Source organism: Paraburkholderia aromaticivorans (assembly GCF_012689525.1).
In the GTDB taxonomy this organism is placed as follows: Bacteria; Pseudomonadota; Gammaproteobacteria; order Burkholderiales; family Burkholderiaceae; genus Paraburkholderia; species Paraburkholderia aromaticivorans_A.
Genome location: NZ_CP051516.1, coordinates 19,192 through 42,888, shown reverse-complemented (window position 1 = coordinate 42,888; position 23,697 = coordinate 19,192). Strand labels below are relative to the sequence as shown.

General features: G+C 62.4%; 21 protein-coding genes and 1 tRNA gene. 8 read left to right on the top strand and 14 right to left on the bottom strand.

Annotated features, from left to right (window positions below):
* Positions 1 to 19 precede the first annotated feature (19 nt).
* The gene (def, locus tag HF916_RS28200) at positions 20 to 523 is read right to left on the bottom strand and encodes a peptide deformylase (RefSeq protein ID WP_168792214.1); all 504 of its coding nucleotides are present in this window, start codon (positions 521 to 523) and stop codon (positions 20 to 22) included.
* 244 nt (positions 524 to 767) lie between these two features.
* Here def and dprA point away from each other — a divergent pair, with 244 nt between their 5' ends.
* The 3 genes from dprA to HF916_RS28185 all read left to right on the top strand — a co-directional run bounded on the left by dprA (position 768) and on the right by HF916_RS28185 (position 5,422).
* Entirely contained in the window at positions 768 to 2,057 is a 1,290-nt protein-coding gene (dprA, locus tag HF916_RS28195) for a DNA-processing protein DprA (protein WP_168792213.1), read from the top strand.
* 68 nt (positions 2,058 to 2,125) lie between these two features.
* Positions 2,126 to 2,503: a thioredoxin family protein gene (locus tag HF916_RS28190; RefSeq protein ID WP_168792212.1), complete on the top strand. Its 378-nt coding sequence runs from the start codon at positions 2,126 to 2,128 to the stop codon at positions 2,501 to 2,503.
* 249 nt (positions 2,504 to 2,752) lie between these two features.
* Positions 2,753 to 5,422, top strand: coding sequence for a DNA topoisomerase III (locus HF916_RS28185; protein WP_168792211.1), 2,670 nt, complete (start codon positions 2,753 to 2,755; stop codon positions 5,420 to 5,422).
* 163 nt (positions 5,423 to 5,585) lie between these two features.
* On the opposite strand, the gene HF916_RS28180 is transcribed toward HF916_RS28185, so the two are convergent.
* Genes HF916_RS28180 through HF916_RS28170 form a run of 3 tightly spaced genes read right to left on the bottom strand, consistent with a single transcriptional unit; the run spans position 5,586 to position 8,888 of the window.
* Positions 5,586 to 6,689: a LysR family transcriptional regulator gene (locus HF916_RS28180; protein WP_106302791.1), complete on the bottom strand. Its 1,104-nt coding sequence runs from the start codon at positions 6,687 to 6,689 to the stop codon at positions 5,586 to 5,588.
* A 59-nt stretch (positions 6,690 to 6,748) separates the two neighbouring features.
* A complete protein-coding gene (locus tag HF916_RS28175; RefSeq protein WP_168792210.1) occupies positions 6,749 to 7,042 on the bottom strand; it encodes a hypothetical protein in 294 nt (97 codons plus the stop codon).
* Positions 7,032 to 8,888 (bottom strand): phosphoenolpyruvate carboxykinase (GTP), encoded by a 1,857-nt coding sequence (locus HF916_RS28170; RefSeq protein WP_168792209.1) that lies wholly within the window; start codon positions 8,886 to 8,888, stop codon positions 7,032 to 7,034. The genes HF916_RS28175 and HF916_RS28170 overlap by 11 nt, the downstream gene beginning before the upstream one ends.
* A 376-nt stretch (positions 8,889 to 9,264) precedes the next feature.
* Between HF916_RS28170 and HF916_RS28165 the strand changes: the two genes are divergently transcribed.
* The gene (locus tag HF916_RS28165; RefSeq protein WP_168792208.1) at positions 9,265 to 10,278 is read left to right on the top strand and encodes a D-2-hydroxyacid dehydrogenase family protein; all 1,014 of its coding nucleotides are present in this window, start codon (positions 9,265 to 9,267) and stop codon (positions 10,276 to 10,278) included.
* 91 nt (positions 10,279 to 10,369) lie between these two features.
* Here the strand turns inward: HF916_RS28165 and HF916_RS28160 are convergent, their stop codons facing one another.
* Positions 10,370 to 11,248 (bottom strand): patatin-like phospholipase family protein, encoded by an 879-nt coding sequence (locus HF916_RS28160; RefSeq protein WP_168792207.1) that lies wholly within the window; start codon positions 11,246 to 11,248, stop codon positions 10,370 to 10,372.
* A 36-nt stretch (positions 11,249 to 11,284) separates the two neighbouring features.
* Complete coding sequence (locus HF916_RS28155) at positions 11,285 to 11,689, bottom strand: PaaI family thioesterase (RefSeq protein WP_168792206.1); 405 nt, start codon at positions 11,687 to 11,689, stop codon at positions 11,285 to 11,287.
* A gap of 203 nt (positions 11,690 to 11,892) precedes the next feature.
* Between HF916_RS28155 and HF916_RS28150 the strand changes: the two genes are divergently transcribed.
* Positions 11,893 to 11,968 (top strand) — tRNA-Lys (locus tag HF916_RS28150).
* 171 nt (positions 11,969 to 12,139) lie between these two features.
* A complete protein-coding gene (locus tag HF916_RS28145) occupies positions 12,140 to 12,727 on the top strand; it encodes a LysE family translocator (protein ID WP_168792205.1) in 588 nt (195 codons plus the stop codon).
* A gap of 22 nt (positions 12,728 to 12,749) precedes the next feature.
* Here the strand turns inward: HF916_RS28145 and HF916_RS28140 are convergent, their stop codons facing one another.
* The 7 genes from HF916_RS28140 to HF916_RS28110 form a co-directional block, all read right to left on the bottom strand.
* A complete protein-coding gene (locus tag HF916_RS28140; RefSeq protein ID WP_168792204.1) occupies positions 12,750 to 13,595 on the bottom strand; it encodes an AraC family transcriptional regulator in 846 nt (281 codons plus the stop codon).
* Between the two features lie 130 nt (positions 13,596 to 13,725).
* Positions 13,726 to 14,520, bottom strand: coding sequence for an ABC transporter substrate-binding protein (locus HF916_RS28135; protein ID WP_168792203.1), 795 nt, complete (start codon positions 14,518 to 14,520; stop codon positions 13,726 to 13,728).
* 124 nt (positions 14,521 to 14,644) lie between these two features.
* Positions 14,645 to 15,799, bottom strand: coding sequence for a pyridoxal phosphate-dependent aminotransferase (locus HF916_RS28130; RefSeq protein WP_168792202.1), 1,155 nt, complete (start codon positions 15,797 to 15,799; stop codon positions 14,645 to 14,647).
* 301 nt (positions 15,800 to 16,100) lie between these two features.
* The gene (gene dbpA, locus HF916_RS28125; protein WP_168792201.1) at positions 16,101 to 17,504 is read right to left on the bottom strand and encodes an ATP-dependent RNA helicase DbpA; all 1,404 of its coding nucleotides are present in this window, start codon (positions 17,502 to 17,504) and stop codon (positions 16,101 to 16,103) included.
* Between the two features lie 43 nt (positions 17,505 to 17,547).
* Positions 17,548 to 17,748, bottom strand: coding sequence for a hypothetical protein (locus HF916_RS28120; protein ID WP_168792200.1), 201 nt, complete (start codon positions 17,746 to 17,748; stop codon positions 17,548 to 17,550).
* Between the two features lie 102 nt (positions 17,749 to 17,850).
* On the bottom strand, positions 17,851 to 18,282 hold the full coding sequence (gene cadR, locus HF916_RS28115) for a Cd(II)/Pb(II)-responsive transcriptional regulator (protein WP_168792199.1): 432 nt from the start codon (positions 18,280 to 18,282) through the stop codon (positions 17,851 to 17,853).
* A gap of 49 nt (positions 18,283 to 18,331) precedes the next feature.
* Positions 18,332 to 18,547, bottom strand: a complete 216-nt coding sequence (locus HF916_RS28110) for a hypothetical protein (RefSeq protein WP_168792198.1) — start codon at positions 18,545 to 18,547, stop codon at positions 18,332 to 18,334.
* Between the two features lie 63 nt (positions 18,548 to 18,610).
* On the opposite strand from HF916_RS28110, the gene HF916_RS28105 reads away from it, so the two are divergent.
* Positions 18,611 to 20,740, top strand: a complete 2,130-nt coding sequence (locus HF916_RS28105; RefSeq protein WP_431311474.1) for a heavy metal translocating P-type ATPase — start codon at positions 18,611 to 18,613, stop codon at positions 20,738 to 20,740.
* Positions 20,741 to 20,782: 42 nt separating this feature from the next.
* Here HF916_RS28105 and HF916_RS28100 read toward each other — a convergent pair whose 3' ends face one another.
* Positions 20,783 to 21,832, bottom strand: a complete 1,050-nt coding sequence (locus tag HF916_RS28100; protein ID WP_206002002.1) for a helix-turn-helix domain-containing protein — start codon at positions 21,830 to 21,832, stop codon at positions 20,783 to 20,785.
* A 334-nt stretch (positions 21,833 to 22,166) separates the two neighbouring features.
* Here HF916_RS28100 and adh point away from each other — a divergent pair, with 334 nt between their 5' ends.
* A complete protein-coding gene (gene adh / locus HF916_RS28095; RefSeq protein WP_168792197.1) occupies positions 22,167 to 23,687 on the top strand; it encodes an aldehyde dehydrogenase in 1,521 nt (506 codons plus the stop codon).
* The last annotated feature ends 10 nt before the right edge of the window (positions 23,688 to 23,697 follow it).

Here is a 23,697-nt window from a genome sequence, read left to right as displayed (position 1 = left end):
TAGACGGGGTGAACGCGCATTACATCGCGTGGGCGAGCTTCTTCATCTTGCTCTTGATGCGCGTCTGCTTCAGCGACGACAGGTACTCGACGAACACGCGGCCCATCAGGTGATCCATTTCGTGCTGGATGCACACCGCGAGCAGGCCTTCACAGTCCATCTCGAAGGTTTCGCCCTTCTCGTTGAGCGCGCGCACGCGCACTTTCTCGGCGCGCTCGACGTTGTCGTAAATGCCCGGCACCGAAAGACAGCCCTCTTCCGACAGCTTCCTTTCGTCGCTCGACCAGACGATTTCGGGGTTGATGAAGGCGAGCAGTTCGTTGTGGTCATCCGACACGTCGATCGTGATCACGCGCTCGTGCACGTCCACCTGGGTCGCGGCAAGGCCGACGCCCGGCGCGGCGTACATGGTTTCGGCCATGTCCTTGACGAGGCGGCGGATGCGGTCGTTGACCGCTTCGACCGGCTTGGCGATCTTGTGCAGCCGTTTGTCCGGGTAATTGAGGATGTTAAGTAAAGCCATGATCTTGAGTGTGATTTTCGGGCGCCGCTGACCGGTGGAAGGCTCGCGTTGGCCTTTCGGCCAGGTTGTGAGCCCGTCGCGTTGCGCAGAGGATAGATGGCGTCGAACCGGTTCGATTCAACGCGCCACTTGCGCTAGACGACGAGCCCGCGCGGGTGGGCGCGGCGCTGCAGTTATTTCGGATGATGAAAATTTTAGCATGGCGCCCGCCTGCCCGCTGGCTCTGTAGGAGGATCGACCCGCAATGCACACCTTGCCTGCAACCGATATTGAACTCGCCGCCTGGCTGCGGCTTGCGCTCGCACCGGGGCTGAAACCCGGGGCACTGCGCTTACTGCTGAGGGCTTTTGGATTACCGGAAGCGATATTCGATCAAGCGCCCGAGGCGCTCGCCGAGATTGCCGGTGAGGCGGTGGCACGCGCGGCGCTGGCGCCGACAGGCCCCGATTTCGACGCCCAACTGGACGCGGTGATCGCGTGGCGCGAGCAACCCGGCAATCAGGTCGTGACACTCGACGACCCCGCTTATCCGCCGGCGCTGCTGACCATGCCCGATCCACCGCCCCTGCTATATATAAAGGGCCGGTTGAACCTGCTGCACACGCGAGCGGTCGCCCTTGTAGGGAGCCGCAGCGCGACGCCGCAAGGCGTCGAAGACGCGGAGCGATTCGCGCGAGAGCTGTCGATGGCAGGCGTCACTGTCGTCTCCGGGCTCGCGCTCGGTATCGACGGCGCCGCGCATCGGGGCGGCCTGGAAGGCATCGGTGGAACCGTCGCCGTAATCGGTACTGGCGCGGACCTCGTGTATCCGGCCGCGCATCACGCGCTCGCGCGACAGATCGCGGTGCAGGGCGCGATTCTCTCCGAATGGCCGCTCGGCACGCCCGCGCGCGCCGCCAATTTTCCGCAGCGTAACCGTCTGATCGCCGGGCTCGTCAGTGGCGTGGTGATCGTCGAAGCGGCGATGCGCTCCGGTTCGCTAATCACGGCGCGGCTCGCCAATGAGATGGGGCGCGATATCTTCGCGTTGCCCGGTTCGATTCACGCACCGCTGTCGCGCGGGTGTCATCGAATCATCAAGCAGGGCGCGAAGCTGGTGGAAACGCCAGATGAAGTGCTGGAGGAGCTGGGTTTCGCGCGGCGGGCGGCCCCGCGGGCGGCTTCGAGTTCGGCGCATGCCATCTTTTGGAACGGTGCCGATTCGCGAAATACGCCAGCGGGCAGCGGCGCGGCAGCGGATCGGCCGAATCTGGCAGCGCTTCAGCCGACAGAAGCATCTCCGGCCGACTCCGCAGGAGCAGCATTGGCCGCCACACCGCCCTGCCCGCCCGCCAATCCCGAAGCACAGCGCCTCCTCGCCGCGCTCGGCCATTCGCCCACCACGCTTGAAATTCTCGCTACCCGCACCGAGATGGAGGACGCGGCCCTGCAAACTGCCTTGCTGCAACTCGAACTCGCCGGCCAGGTGACCTTGCTGCCCGGCGGCCGCTTCATGCGGGCAAGCCACGGCCGACCCCGCATTGATCAGAGTTGACCACCATTCGCGATCGGCCATGCTACATTCGCGCCAAAGCACCTGACAAAAGTACGCAAGGAACCGCCATGCCCGCGCTAAACCTCGACACCGATCAAGACCGGATTGCCGAGCGCGTCAACGAACCCGAAACGCTGTTCGTTGCCTGCCTGTGCGCGGAATGGTGCGGAACCTGCCGTGAGTATCAGGACGCTTTTGACAAGCTGGCCGACCGGCATCCGGAAATCTGTTTCGCATGGATCGATATCGAGACCCATGCGGACCGGTTCGAGGATCTGGATGTGGAGAATTTTCCGACCATCCTGATCGAAGATTCGGTTACGACGCGATTCTTCGGCACGGTTTTGCCGCAGGCGGCGATTGTGGAACGGATGTTGTCTGATCTGACGGCCGTGCCCGGCGTCAGCGGTGCGCCCAAACTGCGGCCCGCGCTGGCGGTCGCCTGAGTCAGGCGCGCCAGCTTGCGAGCCCGGCGGCCCGGGCGTTGCGAGCGGCGTACAAGGCGTTTGCCGCAGCTTGCCCAATGCCTGAGCACGCAATTTTGATTTCGCGCTTTTATGGCACTTGACACGCCGGTCTCGCGCCGTGTGCTATAAAGCGGTCGTTAATGGGTCGCAAAGGTCGCAAACGAGGGTCGCGCCAATTTGAGCGCACTCACGGCCATCAACCCTGATCTACCAACCTCACATCGAGTCATGTCCAAAGCACTGATCATCGCCGAAAAGCCTTCCGTCGCGAACGACATCGCGCGCGCTTTAGGCGGCTTTACCAAGCATGACGAGTACTACGAAAGCGACGATTACGTCCTTTCCTCGGCAGTCGGCCATCTGCTGGAAATCGCCGCGCCCGAAGACTATGAAGTCAAGCGCGGCAAGTGGAGTTTCGCCAATCTGCCCGTCATCCCGCCGCACTTCGATCTCAACCCGATCGCCAAGAGCGAGTCGCGCCTGAAGGTGCTGACCAAGCTGCTCAAGCGCAAAGACGTCGACCGTTTGATCAACGCATGTGACGCGGGGCGCGAGGGCGAGCTGATTTTCCGCCTGATCGCGCAGCACGCGAAAGCCAAGCAGCCGGTGCAGCGCCTGTGGCTGCAATCCATGACGGCGGGCTCGATCCGCGACGGCTTCGCCCGTCTGCGCAGCGACGAAGAGATGCAGCCGCTCGCCGATGCGGCGCGCTGCCGCTCGGAAGCGGACTGGCTGGTCGGCATAAACGGCACGCGGGCCATGACCGCGTTCAACAGCAAGGGCGGCGGCTTCTTCCTGACCACGGTCGGGCGGGTGCAGACGCCGACGCTGTCGATCGTGGTTGAGCGCGAGGAGAAGATTCGCCGCTTCGTGCCGCGCGACTATTGGGAAGTGAAGGCGGAGTTCGTCTGCGCGGCCGGTTTCTACGAAGGCCGCTGGTTCGATCCGAAATTCAAGCGCGACGAGTTTGATCCGGAAAAACGCGATTCGCGTCTGTGGGCGCTGCCCGCGGCTGAAACGATCGTCGCCGCTTGCCGCGGCCAGATCGGCACGGTGAGCGAAGAATCGAAGCCGTCAACGCAACTCTCGCCGGCACTGTTCGACTTGACCAGCTTGCAGCGCGAGGCCAACGGCCGCTTCGGCTTCTCGGCGAAGAACACCTTGGGCCTCGCCCAGGCGCTGTACGAAAAGCACAAAGTGCTGACCTATCCCCGTACCGACGCGCGCGCGCTGCCGGAAGACTATCTGGATACGGTTAAAGAAACGCTCGGCATGCTCAAGGAGAGCAACAACTATCTCCCGCATGCCAAACAGGTCCTCGACAAGGGCTGGGTGAAGCCGAACAAGCGCATCTTCGACAACTCGAAGATCAGCGACCACTTCGCAATCATCCCGACGGCGCAAGCGCCGAAGAATCTGTCCGAACCGGAACAGAAACTGTACGACCTGGTGGTCAAGCGCTTTCTCGCGGTGTTCTTCCCGGCCGCCGAGTACAAGGTGACGACGCGGATCACGGAAGTGGTCGGCCATCACTTCAAGACCGAAGGCAAGGTGCTGGTCGAACCGGGCTGGTTGCAAGTCTATGGCCGCGAGATCAGCGGCGAAGACGCGAACCTCGTGCCGGTGCAGAAAGACGAAAAGGTCAAGACCGACAAGATCGCCGCCCAGCAACTGGTGACGAAACCGCCCGCACGCTACAACGAAGCTACCTTGCTGTCGGCCATGGAAGGCGCGGGCAAGCTCGTCGAAGACGACGAACTGCGCGAAGCCATGGCGGCCAAGGGGCTCGGCACGCCGGCCACGCGCGCGGCGATCATCGAAGGTTTGCTGGGTGAAAAGTATCTGATCCGCGAAGGCCGCGATCTGATTCCGACCGCCAAGGCTTTCCAGCTCATGACGCTATTGCGCGGTCTGGGCGTGAAAGAACTGACGGCGCCCGAATTGACCGGCGAGTGGGAATACAAACTCTCGCAAATGGAACGCGGCAACCTGCCGCGCGACGCGTTCATGCAGGAAATCGCCCGCATGACGCAGACCATCGTCAAGCGCGCGAAAGAATACGATTCCGACACGATACCGGGCGATTACGCGACGTTGCAGACGCCGTGTCCGAACTGCGGCGGTCAGGTGAAGGAAAACTACCGGCGCTTTGCCTGCTCGAAATGCGAGTTCTCGATTTCGAAAATTCCGGGTGGACGTCAGTTCGAAATTCCGGAAGTCGAAGAGTTGCTGCAGAACAAGACGATCGGTCCGCTGTCGGGTTTCCGCAGCAAGATGGGCCGCCCGTTCTCGGCGATCCTGAAGCTCTCGCTCGACGACGAGATCAAGAACTACAAGCTCGAATTCGACTTCGGTCAGGATGCGGGCGGCGAAGATGGCGAACCGCCTGACTTCTCCGATCAGCAACCGGTCGGCGCGTGCCCGAAGTGCAAGGCCCGTGTGTTCGAGCACGGCATGAGCTACGTCTGCGAAAACTCGGTCGCCAATCCGAAGACTTGCGACTTCCGCTCAGGCAAGGTGATCCTGCAGCAGGAAATTGCTCGCGAACAGATGGCCAAGTTGCTCGAAGAAGGCCGCACGGATCTGCTGACGAACTTCAAGTCGTCGCGTACCGGCCGTAACTTCAAGGCGTTCCTCGTCAAGCAGAACGACGGCAAGATCGGTTTCGAGTTCGAGAAGAAGGAGCCGTCGGCGAAGACTGCCGCGAAGACCGCAGCGGCGAAGTCGGCTGCCAAGGCCGCCCCGGAATCGGAATCGGACGACGACGAAGTGTCGGTGGCGGTGAAGGCCACGCCGGCAGCCAAGAAGGCGGCGGCGAAGAAAGCACCGGCGACCAAGACTGCTGCGGCCAAGAAAGCACCCGCCAAGAAAGCGGCGGCGCGCAAAACCGGCTCGTAATTCGACCCGGTGGCGGGAAGCCCGAAGCGGATTCGCTTCCGGCTTGCTTCACTTTGAACTTGCCATGAAAAAATGCGCGATCACATAACGTGACCGCGCATTTTTTTGTTTGCCCGCCGGAAAGCGCCAGTCGGCGGCTTTGCCGGCTTGACTGATCCACCGCTTACAGCGGCGACAAAGCCGTGGGCCGAGTGCGAGGCGTCGTCTTGGCCAGCGTCTTCGGCAGCGGCGATAACTCGCTGTCCAGCAGGCGTGAGAGCGGCTCAGCGCCGTCGAACGCTTCCGGCGGCATGGGATCTGCGGAATCGAGCGCCGTCGTCGTGGCGGCCCGGCCAAGGCCGTCCTCCTTGATCCACTGTTCACCAAGCAGGCTATTCGGCGTCTGGCTGAAATGCTCAACCAGATGGTCGATGAACGTGCGCACCTTTGCCGGCAAGTGACGGCGGCTCGGATAAGCAATGTTGATCTCGACCTGCGGCAGCCGGTAATCGCCGAGCAGACGCACGAGCCTGCCGCGCGTCATGTCGCGGCCGATCAGATAGCTCGGCAGGATCGCGATGCCCATGCCGAGCAACGCAAACTGACGCAGCATTTCCGTATTGTTCGCGACGATCACGTTCGACGGACGCACGCGCACTTCGCCTTCCGGCCCAGTGAACACGCGCTCGTCGCCCCAATATTCGGAGGGCAGGCTCAGGCACGGATGCTCGAGCAGGTGCTCCGGACGCGTGGGCATGCCGTGCTTCTCCAGATAGGCCGGCGTGGCGCACACCGTCATGCAACCCGTGGTGAGACGCCGCGTGACGATGCTGGCGCTGCGCATTTGCCGCGCGATCACCACGCCCACGTCGAAGCCTTCTTCGACCAGATCGACCTGACGGTCGACCAGCGTGACATCGGGAATGACTTTCGGATAGCGCTCCGCGTACGTCTGGAGCACGGGCGCCAGATTGTGCAACCCGAACACGACCGGTGCGACGATTCGCAACGTGCCAACGGGCTCGTGATTGCGCGCGACCACCATCTGCTCGACGTCTTCCAGTTCGTCGAGAATCTGGCGCGCGCGCTCGAGATAAACCTGACCTGATTCGGTCAGAGACAAGCTGCGGGTGGTGCGATTGAGCAGCCGCGTACCTAGACGGCCTTCGAGGTCGGCAACGTGACGGGTGGCCACTGCGTTGGAAATATCCATCGCGCTCGCAGCGCGGGCAAAACTGCCGAGATCCGCCACTCTGACGAAAACTCGCATCGACTGCAAATGATCCATGGGACAACTCCTGCCGTGTTACAGCTTCCTGACAATTGGTGAAAACCAGTGAAGCGAACTTAGAATTCTCCTACGACTCGCGAAATCATGCAGAAGTTGCCCGCCAAAGCGGAAATATTGTCAATATTTGTGCGACTGTACTCCCCAATGTGGGGCGTGATCGTCGATTGTTTCTCGAAATGAAACAATTTGCTGCACTGCAGCTTGAACTGTCTTTTTTGTTCGAACAGACGCAACGGTTGCACCGGCGTTGCAAAATCAGAAAAACTCGCCGTGCGTGATGGACCGCCGATAAAAAAACCGCCCGAAGGCGGTTTCCGTGCGAAGTGAACACTCACCTGATCAAGCGGCAAGCTTCCCTTCGAGCGCAAGTTTGGCCTTGGTCAGCGCCGGCGGTAGGCCTTGCTGCAATGTGTCAAACAGCTCGGCGTGCAGCGCGAGTTCTGCGCGCCACGCTGCGTCGTCGACGGAAATGACCTGCTCGAATTGCTCGCGGCTAAAATTCAGCCCGCTCCAGTCGATGTCCTCGTAGTGTGGCGACACGCCGAAAGCATGTTCCTCACCTTGAGCCGAGCCTTCGACCCGGCCGACCATCCAGCTCAACACCCGCATGTTTTCGCCAAAGCCCGGCCACACGAATTTGCCGTCCGCGCCCTTGCGGAACCAGTTGACGCAGAAGATTCTCGGCAGCTTCGCGTTCAATTGCTCCAAACGCTCGCCGGTTTTCAGCCAGTGATCGAAATAGTCGCTCATGTTGTAGCCGCAGAACGGCAGCATCGCGAACGGGTCGCGGCGCACCACGCCCTGCTGACCGGCCGCGGCGGCAGTCGTTTCGGAGCCCATGGTCGCGGCCATGTAGACGCCTTCCACCCAGTTGCGCGCTTCGGTGACGAGCGGCACCGTGGTGGAGCGGCGCCCGCCGAAAATGAACGCGTCAATGGCGACGCCCGCCGGATTTTCCCAGTCGGGATCAATGGACGGACATTGCGAGGCCGGCGCCGTAAAGCGTGCGTTCGGGTGCGCCGCCTTGCGGCCGCTTTCCTTCGCGCTGGCCGGCGTCCAGTCCTTGCCTTGCCAGTCGATCAGGTGCGCGGGCGTTTCGTCGGTCATGCCTTCCCACCAGACGTCGCCGTCGTCGGTGAGCGCGACGTTTGTGAAGATCACGTTTTCCTTCAACGTGGCCATGGCGTTGAAGTTCGTCTTTTCGCTCGTGCCCGGCGCCACGCCGAAGTAGCCGGCTTCCGGATTGATCGCGTACAGGCGACCGTCCTTGCCCGGTTTGATCCAGGCGATATCGTCGCCGATCGTGGAGATTTTCCAGCCGTTCAAGCCTTCCGGCGGGATCAGCATCGCAAAGTTGGTCTTGCCGCACGCCGACGGAAACGCCGCCGCGACATGATGCTTGCGTCCTTCCGGCGAGGTCACGCCGAGAATCAGCATGTGCTCGGCGAGCCAGCCTTCGTCGCGGCCCATGGTCGAGGCGATGCGCAGCGCGAAGCACTTCTTGCCCAGCAGCGCATTGCCGCCGTAGCCCGAGCCATAGCTCCAGATTTCGCGCGATTCAGGAAAGTGGACGATGTATTTGGTTTCGTTGCACGGCCACGACACGTCTTTCGCGCCGGCCGTGAGCGGCGCGCCGACCGAATGGACGCACGGCACGAACTCGCCGTCTTCGCCGAGCACGTCGTAAACCTTGCGGCCCATGCGCGTCATGATGCGCATGTTGGTGACCACGTACGGGCTGTCGCTCAGTTCGACGCCGATGTGCGCGATCGGCGAACCGAGCGGGCCCATCGAAAACGGCACCACGTACATGGTGCGGCCGCGCATGGCGCCTTCGAACAGGCCGTCGAGCGTCGAGCGCATCTCGGCCGGTGCGATCCAGTTATTGGTGGGACCCGCGTCTTCGCGGCGCTGCGAGCAGATGAAAGTGCGATCTTCGACGCGCGCCACGTCGGACGGGTCGGACCAGGCCAGATAGGAATTGGGGCGTTTCGCGGGATTGAGCTTCTTGAGTGTGCCGGCTTCGACCATCTGCGCACAAAGCCGGTCGTATTCCTCCTGCGAACCGTCGCACCAGACGATCCTGTCGGGCTTGGTCTTCGCGGCAACGCGCTGGACCCAGCCGAGCAGCTTTCGGTGTTTGACCCACGCGGGCGCCTCGATAGTGGGCTGTCCTTCGAATGAGGGGTGGTTCATCGACTTGTCTCCGTTTTGAAAAGCAATAGAAAAACGGTACAAGCCCAGAGACGCTGCATGCGAGAGGCATTCAATTCTTCACGCCGGGTGCCTGCCACCCGACGCGCAATTGTGCAGGTCGTTCCGGGCCACACAGCCTGTTGAGCGGAGGCGCCAGCCGACGGGCTTCTGCAACCGTCTGTAAAGCGGCTTGCCTCAACACGCAACAAACTGTTAAAAACGATGTCAATCGGCCTTGCCGTGGCGCTGCCATTCTGTGCGGTAGCTACTACGGTAAGGCATTCAGCCAGACCGGCATGTGACCTAGGTCACATGGTGGGACAGTCAGCATAACACTCCGTTCCGCACCACCAAGGTGCGTCGCAAGACACATACCATGAAGATTGCCATCCTCGACGATTATCAGGACGCCGTTCGCAAGCTCGACTGCTTTCAATTGCTGGCCGACCATGAGGTCAAGGTTTTCAACAACACCGTCCGCGGTCTCGGCCAGCTGGCAAGCCGTCTTTCCGAAGTCGACGCCCTTGTCCTGATTCGCGAACGCACCCGCATCAGCTCGCAACTCCTCGATAAATTGCCGCGTTTGCGCATGATCAGCCAGACCGGCAAGGTTTCGAGCCACATCGATCTGAACGCGTGTACCGAGCGCGGCATTGCCGTTCTCGAAGGCACCGGCTCACCGTTCGCGCCTGCCGAGTTGACGTGGGCTCTCATCATGGCGGCCCAACGGCGGATTCCGCAATACGTAGCAAACCTTAAGCAAGGAGCCTGGCAGCAGTCCGGCCTGAAGACATCGGCGCTGCCGCCGAACTTCGGTTTGGGCCAGGTATTGCGTGGCCAGACCCTGGGAATCTGGGGTTACGGCAAGATCGGCCGGCTGGTGGCCGGTTATGGCAAGGCATTCGGCATGAACGTGCTGATCTGGGGCCGCGAGCATTCGCGCGAAGCCGCGCGCGCCGACGGTTACGGCGTGGCGGAGAGCCGCGAGGTGCTGTTCGAGCAGAGCGACGTACTGTCGCTGCACTTGCGCATGCACGACGACACGCGCGGCATCGTCAAACAGGAAGACCTGATGCGGATGAAGCCGACTGCGCTGCTCGTGAACACGAGCCGGGCCGAACTGCTCGACGAAAACGCGCTGGTGAATGCGCTGTCGCACAACCGTCCGGGCATGGTCGCGATCGACGTCTACGAAAGCGAGCCGATTCTGCAGGGCTACAGCCTGCTGCGCATGGAAAACGTGATCTGCACGCCGCACATCGGCTATGTGGAACGCGAAAGCTACGAGCAGTATTTCACGGCGGCATTCAAGAACATTCTGGCTTTCGACGCAGGCGATACGGTCAGCGTGGCGAATCCGGAAGCCTTGCAGGGCGGCCGTCGGCGTTAAGAACGCCGGGCTTCACGGCGAGCGCCGAGCGGACTCGAGCGGCTCGGTTGTCGCCGCCTGGATCCGCGCCGCCGCCACGCTCAATTCAAATTCACCGCGCCGCTTCGTGCGCGCCGGCTTCCAGCAGATCGGGCATGCGTTCGAGGAAGGTCTCGCCGTCGGCGCGGCCGAGGTTGTACGCGTGCACCATCTGCGAAGGACTCGTGTAATCCCAGCTGGAAATCGGCACCTTGCGCGACGGCTGCACATAGAGCCGTTGCTGTACGCCGTGCGGCACGACGAACATCTGCGGCCGCGGATAGAGGCGGGTGACCATCACCAGCACGTGGCCCGGCGCCTCGGCGTCCAGCGCGCCGACCGGCACGTTGTCGACCATCCCGCCGTCCAGCACGGGCCGGCCATTGCGCCGCAAAACGGGCGTGAAAGGCGGCGTACTGGACGACTGCAAAATCAGATCCGCCAGATCCTCGACGCTCGCGCAATCCTGTGCACGCACGAATTCCGGATGAAAGCCGAGCGTCTGACCGAGCGTCGGATGTAGCGTCTTGCGCACGTATTTTTCGATGTTGTACGCGATCAGGCCCGCCGCGACCGCGCTGCGCGCGCCGAGCCAGCGCGGCAGATGCGATACGCCGATGCGGATTTCCGGCGCATCGGCGAGCGTCGAAAACTTCTCGCCGTAGATGTCGAGTAGCGCCTGGCGGTAGATGCGATAGTGCGGAAACACCGACTCGCCGCGCAGCAGATTGCCCCAGTAGGCGTTGCGGGTGTTGTGGCGCAGCGCGTCTTCGTAATAGCGCATGACCCAGTCGGAATCGCGCGTGTAGAGCATGCACGCAGTGGCGGCGCCGGCCGAAATGCCGGTGATGACACGCGGCCGGATCCGCAGCTCCGGCTGGGTCACATCCCAGAAACCCGCCTGCCACCAGCAACGATTGCCGCCGCCGGCGAATACGACCTGATCGAACATCCTGGTTTTTCCTCTAATGCGGCTCTCTGGCCCGTTTTAGTCGAGCAGTGCGTAGGTGGTGGTGGCGTGCACGGCCATGTTGCCGGATTCGTCGAATAACTCGACTTCGCCGAACACCAGATTGCGGCCCATGCGCAGCACTCGGGCGGTGATCAACACGTCGCCCTTACGCACCGCGCGCATGAAATTGATGTTGAGCGAGACGGTCGTCATCGGCTTGAAACCGCCGAGCGCGGCTGCAATGGCAACGATCATCGCCGTGTCCGCCGCGGCCATGAACACCTGGCCGCAGATCACGCCGCCTGCATGGCGCAGCCCGCCCGAAAAGGGCAGCCGAAGCGTGGCGGCTTCCTCATCGACCTTGACCGGCGTCAGGGTGAGCGCACGGACCCACGGCGCGAGGATGCGGTCGAGCAATTCGATAATCTCTTTGTCATCCATGGCAATCCCCGGTCGAAAGCCGCGCGAGGCTTCGTGCGGCAAGGTGTCCGCGACATGATACCGGGACGATGCAGGCAGCGCCTTTTTCACGACAGCGCGTCCGTCGCGGAATGCCACGGGGCCGGCGATGCAAATATTTTTAAGAAATCTGCGAAGGGGACTTGGCAAGCCCGAAAAGTTACTGCATAATTTCGCTTCTGTTGGGGGCGTTAGCTCAGTTGGTAGAGCAGCGGACTCTTAATCCGTAGGTCGAGTGTTCGAGTCACTCACGCCCCACCAAAGATTCAAAGCAAAAAGCCCGGTCCTTGCGGCCGGGCTTTTTGCGTTTCGGGCTGCCCTCACACGTTGAGTATGTCCGGTCCACAGCAATTTCCTTCAATACACCCCGCCCCTTCGCCCGATACCGTTGGCCGTCGCAAAATCCTGCGCGCACCCGTATCGAGGCATCCGATGACCGCTTTACTCTCCATGGCCGCTTTCGCGCTGGCCAGCTCAATTTCTCCGGGTCCGGTGAATATCGTCGCGCTCAGCGCCGGCGCCCAGCACGGGCTTGCCGCGAGCATGCGGCATGTCACCGGCGCGACCGTCGGCTTCACCGTGCTGCTTCTGCTGATCGGCTTGGGACTGCAAGAACTGCTCGCGCATTTCCCCAACCTGATCACCGTCGTCAAATGGGCCGGCGTGGGTTTCCTGTTCTACATGGCCTACAAACTCGCCGTCGACGACGGCCAACTCGGCGCTGACAAACCGGCTCGCGGACCATCCTTCGCGTATGGCGCGGCGATGCAATGGCTCAATCCGAAAGCCTGGCTCGCGTCGCTGGCCGGCATGGGCGCCTACGCGGCGGACGGCGATGGCAGGCTCGTCTGGCAATTCAGCGTCGTGTACTTCGTGATCTGTTATGTCTCGATTGCCAGTTGGGCGTACGCCGGCACGTTCCTGCGCAAACACTTGCAGCAACCGCAGCGTGTGAGGTTTTTCAATCGCGTGATGGCAGCATTGCTCGCGGCGAGTGCGCTTTATCTGCTTGTAGCGTGAAGACGCCGCGCGGCACACGGATTCAACTGCGATACTGCCCCGGCGTCGCTGCGACCAATCGCTTGAAGGTTCTCTGCAAATGCGCCTGGTCCGCGAAACCGGCGTCGAGTGCGACATCGGCGATCACGCGCCCGCGCTTGAGTTGTGCGCGGCTGTACTGAATACGCCGGTTGATCAGATAAGCGTGCGGCGTCATGCCATAGCGTTGCTTGAACGCGCGAATCAGATGCGACGCGGACAAACCGGCCGCCTCGCAAATGTCCTCCAGCTTCAGCGACCGCGTGCAGTTTTCCGCAATGAATTCCGCCGCGCGCGTGAGCTGGCGGCTCGCGTCGTGATCCGGCAAGACCGCCGGATTCAGCGTGTTTTGTACTTCGGAGAAAAAGGTGATGGCCGCGCTTTGCTTGCGCAGCATGTCGGCGTCGCGGTCGACAAGAATCGCATGCAGCCGGTTCAAGCCGTCGAACAATCCTGCGTCCGTCGTCATGGTCTGTGAGAACGCGCGAAACGCGTGGTTCTCGCTGAAACCCAGCTCATGTTGCAGGCCGGTGAGCCATGCCACATCGACATGCATCATGCGATACGACCAGCGTTCGTCGGCTACCGGATTGCACGCATGCACGTCATCCGGATTCATCATGACGACTGCGCCCGCGCCGATCCATTCACGCGCGTGGCGATTCAGATACTCGCTGCGTCCGCCGGTGACGGCGCCAATCGAGAAGGTTTCGTGCGAGTGTTTCGCGTAGCAGACGTCGCGACCGTCTTCAATGGAACGCACCTCGATGAACGGCAACGCATCATCGCGCCAGAACCGCGGCGCAGACGCGCTTTTCGCTTGAAGTGCCGCCTCCGTGATCTCGCCCATCTGCGCGCTCTCCGATGTTTGCGTAGGCCTCGCTGCAGCGAGGCCTACGTATCGTAGCCGCCAAACGCACCGTCAACAAGCAGACTCACGAACACCCCGAACAGCGCAGCGCACGCAGATACGCGAAAGGTTACTTCGCCGCCACGTCGATGTTGCCGAGATATTTCGCGGCCAGCGTCTTCACCGTGCCGTCGGCCTGCACCTTCGCGATCGCCGCATTCAAGCGGTCACGCAGTGCCGTATCGCCCTTGCGGATCCCGTATGCAATGCCGCTGCCGAGGATCTTGTCGTCGCGCACCGGCTCGCCGACGAAGGCGTAACCTTCACCGCTCGGCTTCGACAGAAACCCTGTCTGACCGGCCGGCGCCAGCACGAGCGTCGCGTCCAGACGCCCAGCCACGAGATCGGCATAAACCTGGTTCTGGTCCTGATACGGCACGACGGTCACGCCCGCCGATTCCCAATGCGTCTTCGCGAAGGTTTCCTGAATCGACGCCTGTAACACGCCCACGCGCTTGCCCTTCAGCGAGGCCGGCGTCGGCAGCAGACCGCTGTCGTGTTTGGCGATCAACTGCGTCGGCACGCGATACACGACGGTGGTGAAATCGATCGCCTGACGGCGTTGTTCGGTCGCGTTCATCGCCGAATTGATCGCGTCGAACTTGCGGCCCTGCAGCGCGGGAATCAGCCCATCGAACGAGGTCTCGACCCATTTGCACGTCATATGCGCGGCGACGCACACCGCATTGCCGACATCGATATCCAGACCCTGCAACTCGCCGTTCGGGCCTTTCGATTCGAACGGCGGATACTGCGCTTCGAGGCCGAAACGCAGCGTCGAGGTATCGGCAGCGCTCGCGGCCGACGACGCGGCGAGCGACGCGAATGCACAGGCCAGCGCCAAAAGAGGCTTGAGCAATTTCATAGCAGGTCCCTTTTCCTTTTCGATTTTGTTGTCACGCCGCCTTGCGGCGCGCTGAAGCATGCTCGCGCGACGATCATACTGCGTTCAAAAATGCAGCCGTCGCGTGTAGCCGTTACCTATCCGTTCAGATCTCGCACAGACGGCGCGCGCCTTCGATCAAAGTCGCATCGTCCTTCGAGAAGCTCAGGCGGATCAAGCCGGAGTCCGTACCATCGGTATAAAACGCCGACAGCGGAATGGTCGCGACACGCGCATCGCGAATCAGGCGCAGCACGAAATCGCTATCGCTTTCCTCGGAGAAGCCCCGAAAACGCGCGAGCATGAAGAAGCTGCCTTCGCTCGGCAACAACTCGAAGCGCGAATTGCGCAGTGCTTCCGTGAGCAGATCGCGCTTCTTCTGATAGAACGCGGACAAGCCGAGGTAACTTTCGCGATTGGCCAATGCATCGACAAACGCGTACTGCATCGGTGTATCGGCAGAAAACACCATGAACTGATGGACTTTGCGAATCTCGTCCATCAAGGCAGCGGGCGCGAGGCAGTAGCCGACGCGCCAGCCGGTCACGTGATACGACTTGCCGAACGACGAGACGATCACGCTTCGCTCCGCGAGTTCGGAATGGCAAGCCATGCTCTGATGTTTCGCGCCGTCGAACACCACGTGCTCGTACACCTCGTCGGCGAGAATCACGATATCGGTGTTGCGCGTAACGGCCTTCAGGCGCTCGACGTCGGCCTCACTGAACACGGTCGCCGTCGGATTGTGCGGCGTGTTGGTGATGATCATGCGAGTCTTCGGCGTGATCGCGGCGGCGACTTCGTCCCAGTTCACGCGGAAGTCGCTTAACGACAGCTTGATTGGAACGGGCGTGGCGCCTTGCAGCCGCACGATCGGGCCATAGCTGTCGAACGACGGTTCGAAGTAAATCACTTCGTCGCCCGGATGCACCAATGCGCTGATCGTCGAATACAGACCTTCGCTTGCGCTGGCGATCACGGTTACTTCGCTGGCCGGGTCGTAGCGCACGCCGTACAGCGTGGCGACCTTGTCGGCGAGCGCTTCGCGCAAGGCGGCGATGCCGGCCATCGGCGCGTACTGGTTGTGACCGGCGCGCATGGCTTGAGCAACGCCGTCGATCAGTTTGGCGTCCGGCGCGAAATTCGGCGCGCCTTGCGACAGATTCAGCGCGTCGTGCTGAGCGGCCAGTTGGCCGATCACGGTAAAAATCGTCGTGCCTACGTCAGGCAACTTCGAGCGGGCTTGCGTGGCGCTCTGCATAAGGCTTTCTCCCTTTCTCCATCCGGCAGCGGATTCACGGAACAGCCAGCTGCGCGGCGGTCCCTCCCGGTTTGGTGATTAGGCATCAGCCAAAGAAGCGTCACAATCGAAACTTTGTCATGCGCAGCATGCGTTTACGTCATGGCTCGCGCGAAGGCGCGCCGCCACGGCCAAAGCCGGTCAGATCGGTACTTTCGGGGAAGAAACGAGGCTGCGCGAAGCACGCGGAAATCGACTGAGGTATGACGTAATGTGATGCGGCCGGTCTCGAGCGGGCGCTCGTGACCGGCCTCGCCGTCTATCAGGCGTCGTCCATCATGCGGACTTTGACTTTCTTGCCCTTTACCTTGCCGGCGCTGAGCTTGCGCAACGCTTCACGCGCAACACTACGCTCCACCGCCACGTAGGTGGACATTTCCGTCACGTTGATCTTGCCGATCTGCGAGCCGGCGAAGCCCGCCTCGCCGGTCAGCGCGCCGAGCACGTCGCCGGGGCGGATCTTCTCTTTGCGGCCGCCGAGAATCTGCAGCGTTTCCATGGGCGGCAACAGTCGCTCATTGCTCGCTGCGGTGAGTTCGGACAGCTTGTGCCATTCGACCTCGCGCTTTTGCGCCTGTTCGAGACTGCCGACGCGGCCCATCTCGTTCATGCTCGCCAGACTCAGCGCCCAGCCGTCCTGATCGGCGCGGCCCGTGCGGCCGATGCGGTGCACGTGCACTTCCGGATCCGGCGTCACGTCGACGTTGATCACGGCTTCGAGCTGCGCGATGTCGAGACCGCGCGCGGCGACGTCGGTGGCCACCAGCACCGAGCAACTGCGGTTGGAGAACTGGATCAGCACCTGATCACGTTCACGCTGGTCGAGTTCGCCGTGCAGCGCGAGCGCATGAAAACCCTGCGCGCGCAGCACGTCGAGCAGATCACGGCATTGCTGCTTGGTGTTGCAGAACGCCAGCGTGCTCACCGGGCGATAGTGGTTCAGCAGCAGACCGACGGCGTGCAGCCGTCCGTCTTCGGTCACTTCATAGAAGCGCTGACGGATCTTGGTGTTGTCGTGCCGCTCGGCGAGCTTGACTTCCTTCGGATTGCGCAGGAATTGCTGGCTCAGTTTGACGATGCCTTCGGGATACGTCGCCGAAAACAGCAGCGTTTGGCGTTCTTTCGGGCATTGCTTCACGACGGTGGCGATGTCGTCGAAGAAACCCATGTCGAGCATGCGGTCCGCTTCGTCGAGCACCAGCGTGTTGAGCGCCTGCAGCGGCAGGCTGCCGCGCTCGAGGTGATCCATGATGCGGCCCGGCGTGCCGACCACGATGTGCGCGCCGTGTTCGAGACTCGCCGTTTGCGGACGCATCGGCGTGCCGCCGCACAACGTCAGCACCTTGATGTTTTCTTCGGCGCGCGCGAGGCGGCGGATTTCCTGCGTGACCTGATCGGCGAGTTCGCGCGTGGGGCACAGCACCATCGCCTGAACGGCGAAGTTGCGCGTGTCGAGGCGCGCCAGCAGCGCCAGCGAAAACGCCGCGGTCTTGCCGCTGCCGGTTTTCGCCTGGGCGATCAGATCGTGGCCGGCGAGCGCGATCGGCAAGCTCGCGGCCTGAATGGGCGTCATCTCGACGTAGCCGAGCTGCGTCAGGTTGGCGAGCGTCGCGGGCGGCAGCGATAGCTGGCTAAACGGCGCGCCGGCGGTGGTGGGACTGTTCATAGGGTGATGACTCGCAAATCGGATAAGGCGGCTAGGGGCAAGACTATTCGGCCAGGGGGCCGGTGTCGGGACGGCCTTCGATCTGCTCGTACAGCACCGAGCCGTCGTCCCCGTCGAAACGCTCGACGTAATTGCGCGCGCCGCACATCGGGCAACGGAACAGGAGGCCCTGTCCTTCGTTTTTGATGACGACGTCCGATTGCTCCCAATGCGCCTGGCAGGACTGGTTTCTACAGTTAAACACGTTGATTCTCCAACTGGATTCGATTGCTTGTCCGGCGAGCCGTACGAACGGCCCGGCCGTAAATGGGACGGTTGCTGCCAAGGTGGCGACGGCTAAAGCACGTCAACCCAGATGCGTATGCCGCACACGCGGCGCGCTCACATCCATCTCGGTGAGGCTCTGCACGATGCCGCAGTCTTCCACGGCCTGTTCGCCGTGGCACTGCTCGCGCAAGGTGGTCAATTGCACTTTCAGCTGCTTCAGTTCGTCGATGCGCATGTCGACGTGCGCAATGTGCTCGTCGATCAAGGCATTGATGCCGCCGCAGCCGTCCGCCGGTGCGTCGGTCAGACGCAGCAGCGCACGGATTTCGTCGTGAGTCATGTCGAGCGCGCGGCAATTACGGATGAAACGCAGCCGTTCGACGTGCTTCGCCGTGTAACTGCGGTAATTGGCCTCGGTGCGCTCCGCTTCGGGCAACAAGCCCTCTTTCTCGTAGAAACGGATGGTTTCGGTCGTGCAATGGGCGATTTTCGCCAATTCGCCGATTTTCATGGACCCTCCGGATGGCGGCCTTGACCTTGTAGTGGCTTCAGGGTGTTTACTAGACCACAAATCGAACCAGGAAGCCACCATGCCTCAAGCCGACCACGCCGACGCCGACCGCCTCGAACAGGCGAAAGCCCGTGCGGACGGGCACGAACGGGACGCGCATGCCCACGACGACGCGAACTGCGGTCATCGCCACGATGCGCATGATCACGGCCATGAACACGATCATGCTCACGACGGCCACCGCCACGCGCACGCCCGCCGTCATGCCGATGCGGCATGCTGCGGAGCAGGGGCAGCAACAGCCGCAGCCGTGTCGGCGCCCGCCCCGCTGCCGCCATCGGAAGCCATCGGCAGCAACGTGCGCACCGCCATCCGCATCATGCAGATGGATTGCCCGACCGAAGAAGCGCTGATCCGCAAGAAATTCAGCCGCATGCCGCACGTGCGCAGCATGGAATTCAACCTGATGCAGCGGGTATTGACGGTCGTCCACGCGCCCGAGGCGCTCGATTCGATCCTGGCCGCGCTGCGTTCGCTCGACTTCACGCCCGAACTCGCTGACGCCGGTGCGGACGCCGCACCCACGGCCGCGCCGCACGCCTCGCCCAAGCCGTGGTGGCCGCTGGCGCTCGCCGGTGTGGTCGCGGCGGGCTCAGAGGCCGCTGGCTGGCTCGGCGCGCCGGCCTGGCTGCCTGCGGGTCTGGCGATCCTCGCCATCCTCTCCTGCGGCCTCACGACGTATAAGAAGGGCTGGCTCGCCATCCGCAACGGCAACCTGAACATCAACGCGCTGATGAGCATTGCGGTGACCGGCGCGCTGATCCTGCGCCAATGGCCGGAAGCCGCGATGGTGATGGTGCTCTTCACCATCGCCGAACTGATCGAGGCGAAATCGCTCGACCGCGCCCGCAATGCGATCCAGGGTTTGATGCAACTCACGCCCGAACAGGCGAGCGTGCAGCAACTCGACGGCAGCTGGCGGTCAATGGACCTCAAGGCCATCGCGCTCGGCGCCGTGGCTCGCGTCAAACCGGGCGAGCGGATCGCGCTCGACGGCGAAATCGTCACGGGCCGCTCAAGCGTGGATCAGGCGCCGATCACCGGCGAAAGCCTGCCGGTCGACAAAGCCGTGGGCGACGCGGTGTTCGCCGGCACGATCAACCAGACCGGCTCGTTCGACTATCGCGTCACCGCCGCGGCCAGCAACACGACGCTCGCGCGCATCATCCATGCCGTCGAGGAAGCGCAAGGCACCAAGGCGCCGACGCAGCGTTTCGTCGATCAGTTCGCCCGCGTGTATACGCCGATCGTGTTCGCCGTCGCGCTCGCCGTGGCCGTCGTGCCGCCGCTACTGTTCGACGGATCGTGGCAGGCGTGGGTCTACAAGGCGCTGGTGATGCTGGTGATCGCGTGCCCGTGCGCGCTCGTGATCTCGACGCCGGTGACCATCGTCAGCGGTCTTGCCGCGGCGGCCCGCAAAGGCATCCTGATCAAAGGTGGCGCCTATCTCGAGCAAGGCCGCAAGCTGACCCGCCTCGCGCTCGACAAAACCGGCACGCTCACTCACGGCAAGCCCGTGCAGACCGAGTTCGACATACTTGCCGAGGTCGACGCCCTGCGTTGCCGCACACTGGCGGCGAGTCTCGCGGGGCGCTCCGATCATCCCGTATCGATGGCGATTGCGACCGCAGCCAAGGCCTATGGCCTGACGCACATCACAGTCGATGCATTCGAGGCACTCGCGGGACGCGGCGTGCGTGGCGAGATCGACGGCGTGCCGTACTGGCTCGGCAATCATCGGCTGATCGAAGAACTCGGACGCTGCTCTGCGTCGCTCGAAGCGCGGCTGGACGCGCTCGAAAGTCAGGGCAAAACCGTCGTGATGCTGGTGGACGCCGAACGCGTGCTCGCGCTATTCGCGGTCGCCGATACGGTGAAGGAGACGAGCCGCGCCGCCATCGCCGAATTGCAGCGGCTTGGCGTGAGCACGGCCATGCTCACCGGCGACAACCCGCACACCGCCGCCGCGATCGCGCAGCAGGTCGGTATCGACGAAGCGCGCGGCAATCAGCTGCCGGAAGACAAGCTGAACGCAGTCGCGAATTGGTCTAGCGACGGCGCAACGGTCGGCATGGTCGGCGACGGCATCAACGACGCGCCCGCGCTGGCACGCGCCGACATCGGCTTCGCGATGGGCGCGATGGGCACGGACACGGCAATCGAAACCGCCGACGTCGCGCTAATGGACGACGACCTGCGCAAGATTCCGTCGTTCATTCGCCTGTCGAAGGCGACGCATTCGGTGCTGGTGCAGAACATCACGCTCGCGCTCGGCATCAAGAGTGTCTTCCTCGTGCTGGCCGTGACCGGCCTGGGCACGATGTGGATGGCCGTGTTCGCCGATGTCGGCGCGAGTCTGCTAGTGGTCGCGAACGGGTTGCGGCTGTTGCGCAAGTGAGTGCGCTGCGGCAGGCCGAGACAAGCGCGATGCCTGCTGAAGCTAGTGAGCGAACGAGCGCTCAGCCGCGATCTGACTGTGATGCGTGCCGATTGCCGCCTTCATCGTATCCGAAGGCCGCATGCCGAAGAGTTTCCGGTAATCCATTGCGAACTGGCTCAAGTGCCAGAAGCCCCACGCCGCCGCCACGTCCTGCACCGAGCGTGATTCGCGCGACGCATTCGACAGATCGCGCCGCGCGCCATTCAGGCGGATCGCGCGCAGATACGTGGCGGGCGCCATGCCGAGCACGTCCTGAAAGCAGTATTGCAGCGTGCGCCGGCTCACATGCAATTGCTCGCACAACTCCGGCACGCTCACTGCCCGCTCGCGATTGACCAGTACATAGTCGCGCGCTTCCGACACGATCGACTGACGGCGCGACCGCGCCGGCATCGCAACCGGCTCCGACGCCGGCAACGCGCCGACGTCGAAGAGCGAAGCCAGCACCGACGCCTGCAGATTGTTGTGCGCGACCGAAGAGAGCGGCGTACCGTGCGCCGCGCCATCGTCGAGCAATTGACGCAGCGTGGCACACAACTGCTGCTTGCGAGCCATGCCGATCGGCACGACTTGCGTGTTCGGCACATGATCGGCCAGCCCGACGCGCTCCACTTCCGCCGCGTAACGGCGCAGCACTTCGCCTTTGACCACCACGCCGAAAATCTCGTAACCCGCCGAAGTCAGCAGTTCGAATTCGATGCCGCCCGGACGAAACGCGAGCGCGTCGCCGGCAATCACCTGGGCGTCGATGCGCCCCGAACCCGCAGGGCAAGTCGGGATGCCGAACCAGTACGCGTCCTTCTGTACTTCGCAGGTTTGCCGCAGCGTGTGGCTGGTCGTTTCGACGAACACCTGCATGTGATCGAGGCACAACTCCGTCAGGCCGCCGACAAAACATCCCGCCGTCAACTGGTCGTAGGTCTGGCTCCAGCCATGGAGATTGCGCGCCTGTTCGTCGGCGTCGTGCGCGACGCAGGTGTGCACGCGGAAGCTCGGCTGCGGCGTGAGCGTCGGACTGGACAGGGTGTCGCTGAGAGCGTCAATCGTCATATCGGATCTGCCTAAACGGAATATCGAGGAGGATCGAGGGCAAGGAGCAGGCAATTCCCATGCCGAACGAATTCGATGCCTGCTCACGCCTTTGTACCGACAGGCATCAAAGCCAATGTTCAATTGATGAACAGCGCTGCACACACTGCTCAGAAACGAAACGCTCACCTTGCGCCGGTTGAACAGCGTGACGCCCCATGCCGTGCGCGAGTGCCTGCTACGCGTGCAAGGATCACCGGTGCGGTGCATTGGCACACTTCTGGCTGTAGCCTTTCGCGGCCAAGCGATATATCGAGCCGAATATAGCCCATTCAAACATGTGAGGAGCACACAGATGAATCACGCAGAGATGCAATTTCTGACCACCGAATTCCCGTACAAGAAGCAGTATGCGAATTTCATCGGCGGCGAATGGGTGAAGCCTGCGGGCGGTGAGTACTTCGACAACGTGTCGCCGATCACCGGTGAAGCTTTCACTTCGATCCCACGCTCGCGCGAAGCCGACGTCGAACTCGCGCTCGATGCGGCGCATCGTGCGAAAGCAGCGTGGGGAAAAACCTCCGCCGGCGATCGGTCGAACATTCTGATGCGCATTGCCGACCGGATGGAAGCGAACCTGCAACGTCTCGCCGTGGCCGAGACGATCGACAACGGCAAGCCGCTACGCGAAACCATGGCCGCCGACATTCCGCTCGCCATCGATCACTTCCGCTATTTCGCCGGCGCCGTGCGCGCGCAGGAAGGCTCGATCTCCGAGATCGATCACGACACCGTCGCGTATCACTTTCATGAACCGCTCGGCGTGGTCGGTCAGATCATTCCGTGGAATTTCCCGATCCTGATGGCCGTATGGAAGCTCGCGCCCGCACTCGCTGCCGGCAACTGCGTCGTGCTCAAGCCGGCCGAGCAAACACCCGCTTCGATTCTCGTCCTGGTCGAACTCATTCAGGACCTGTTGCCCGCAGGCGTGCTGAACGTGGTAAACGGCTTCGGCCTCGAAGCCGGCAAGCCGCTTGCTTCCAGCAAGCGCATCGCCAAGATCGCGTTTACCGGCGAGACCACCACCGGCCGTCTGATCATGCAGTACGCAAGCCAGAACATCATTCCGGTGACGCTCGAACTCGGTGGCAAGAGCCCGAATATTTTCTTCGACGACGTGATGAACGCCGACGACAGCTATTTCGACAAGGCGCTCGAAGGCTTCACGATGTTCGCGCTGAATCAGGGCGAAGTGTGCACGTGTCCGTCGCGCGTGTTGATCGATGAAAAGATTTACGACCGCTTCATGGAACGTGCGCTGAAGCGCGTCGCGGCGATCACGCAAGGGCATCCGCTCGACACCAAGACAATGATCGGCGCGCAGGCCTCGCAGGAACAGCTGGAAAAAATCCTCTCTTATATCGACCTCGGCAAACAGGAAGGCGCCGAATGCCTGATCGGCGGCGAACGCAACGCGCTCGACGGTGAATTGAGCAAAGGCTACTACGTGAAGCCGACCGTCTTCCGCGGTCACAACAAGATGCGCATCTTCCAGGAAGAGATCTTCGGACCGGTGGTGTCGGTCACGACGTTCAAGACCGAAGAAGAAGCGCTCGAGATTGCCAACGACACGCTCTATGGTCTGGGCGCCGGCGTGTGGACGCGCGACGGCACGCGCGCCTATCGCTTTGGCCGGCAGATTCAGGCAGGCCGCGTATGGACCAACTGCTATCACGCCTATCCGGCGCATGCGGCATTCGGCGGCTACAAGCAGTCAGGCATCGGACGTGAAAATCACAAGATGATGCTCGACCACTATCAGCAGACCAAGAACCTGCTGGTCAGCTATAGCGACAAGCCGCTCGGTTTCTTCTAAGCGTCGCGTT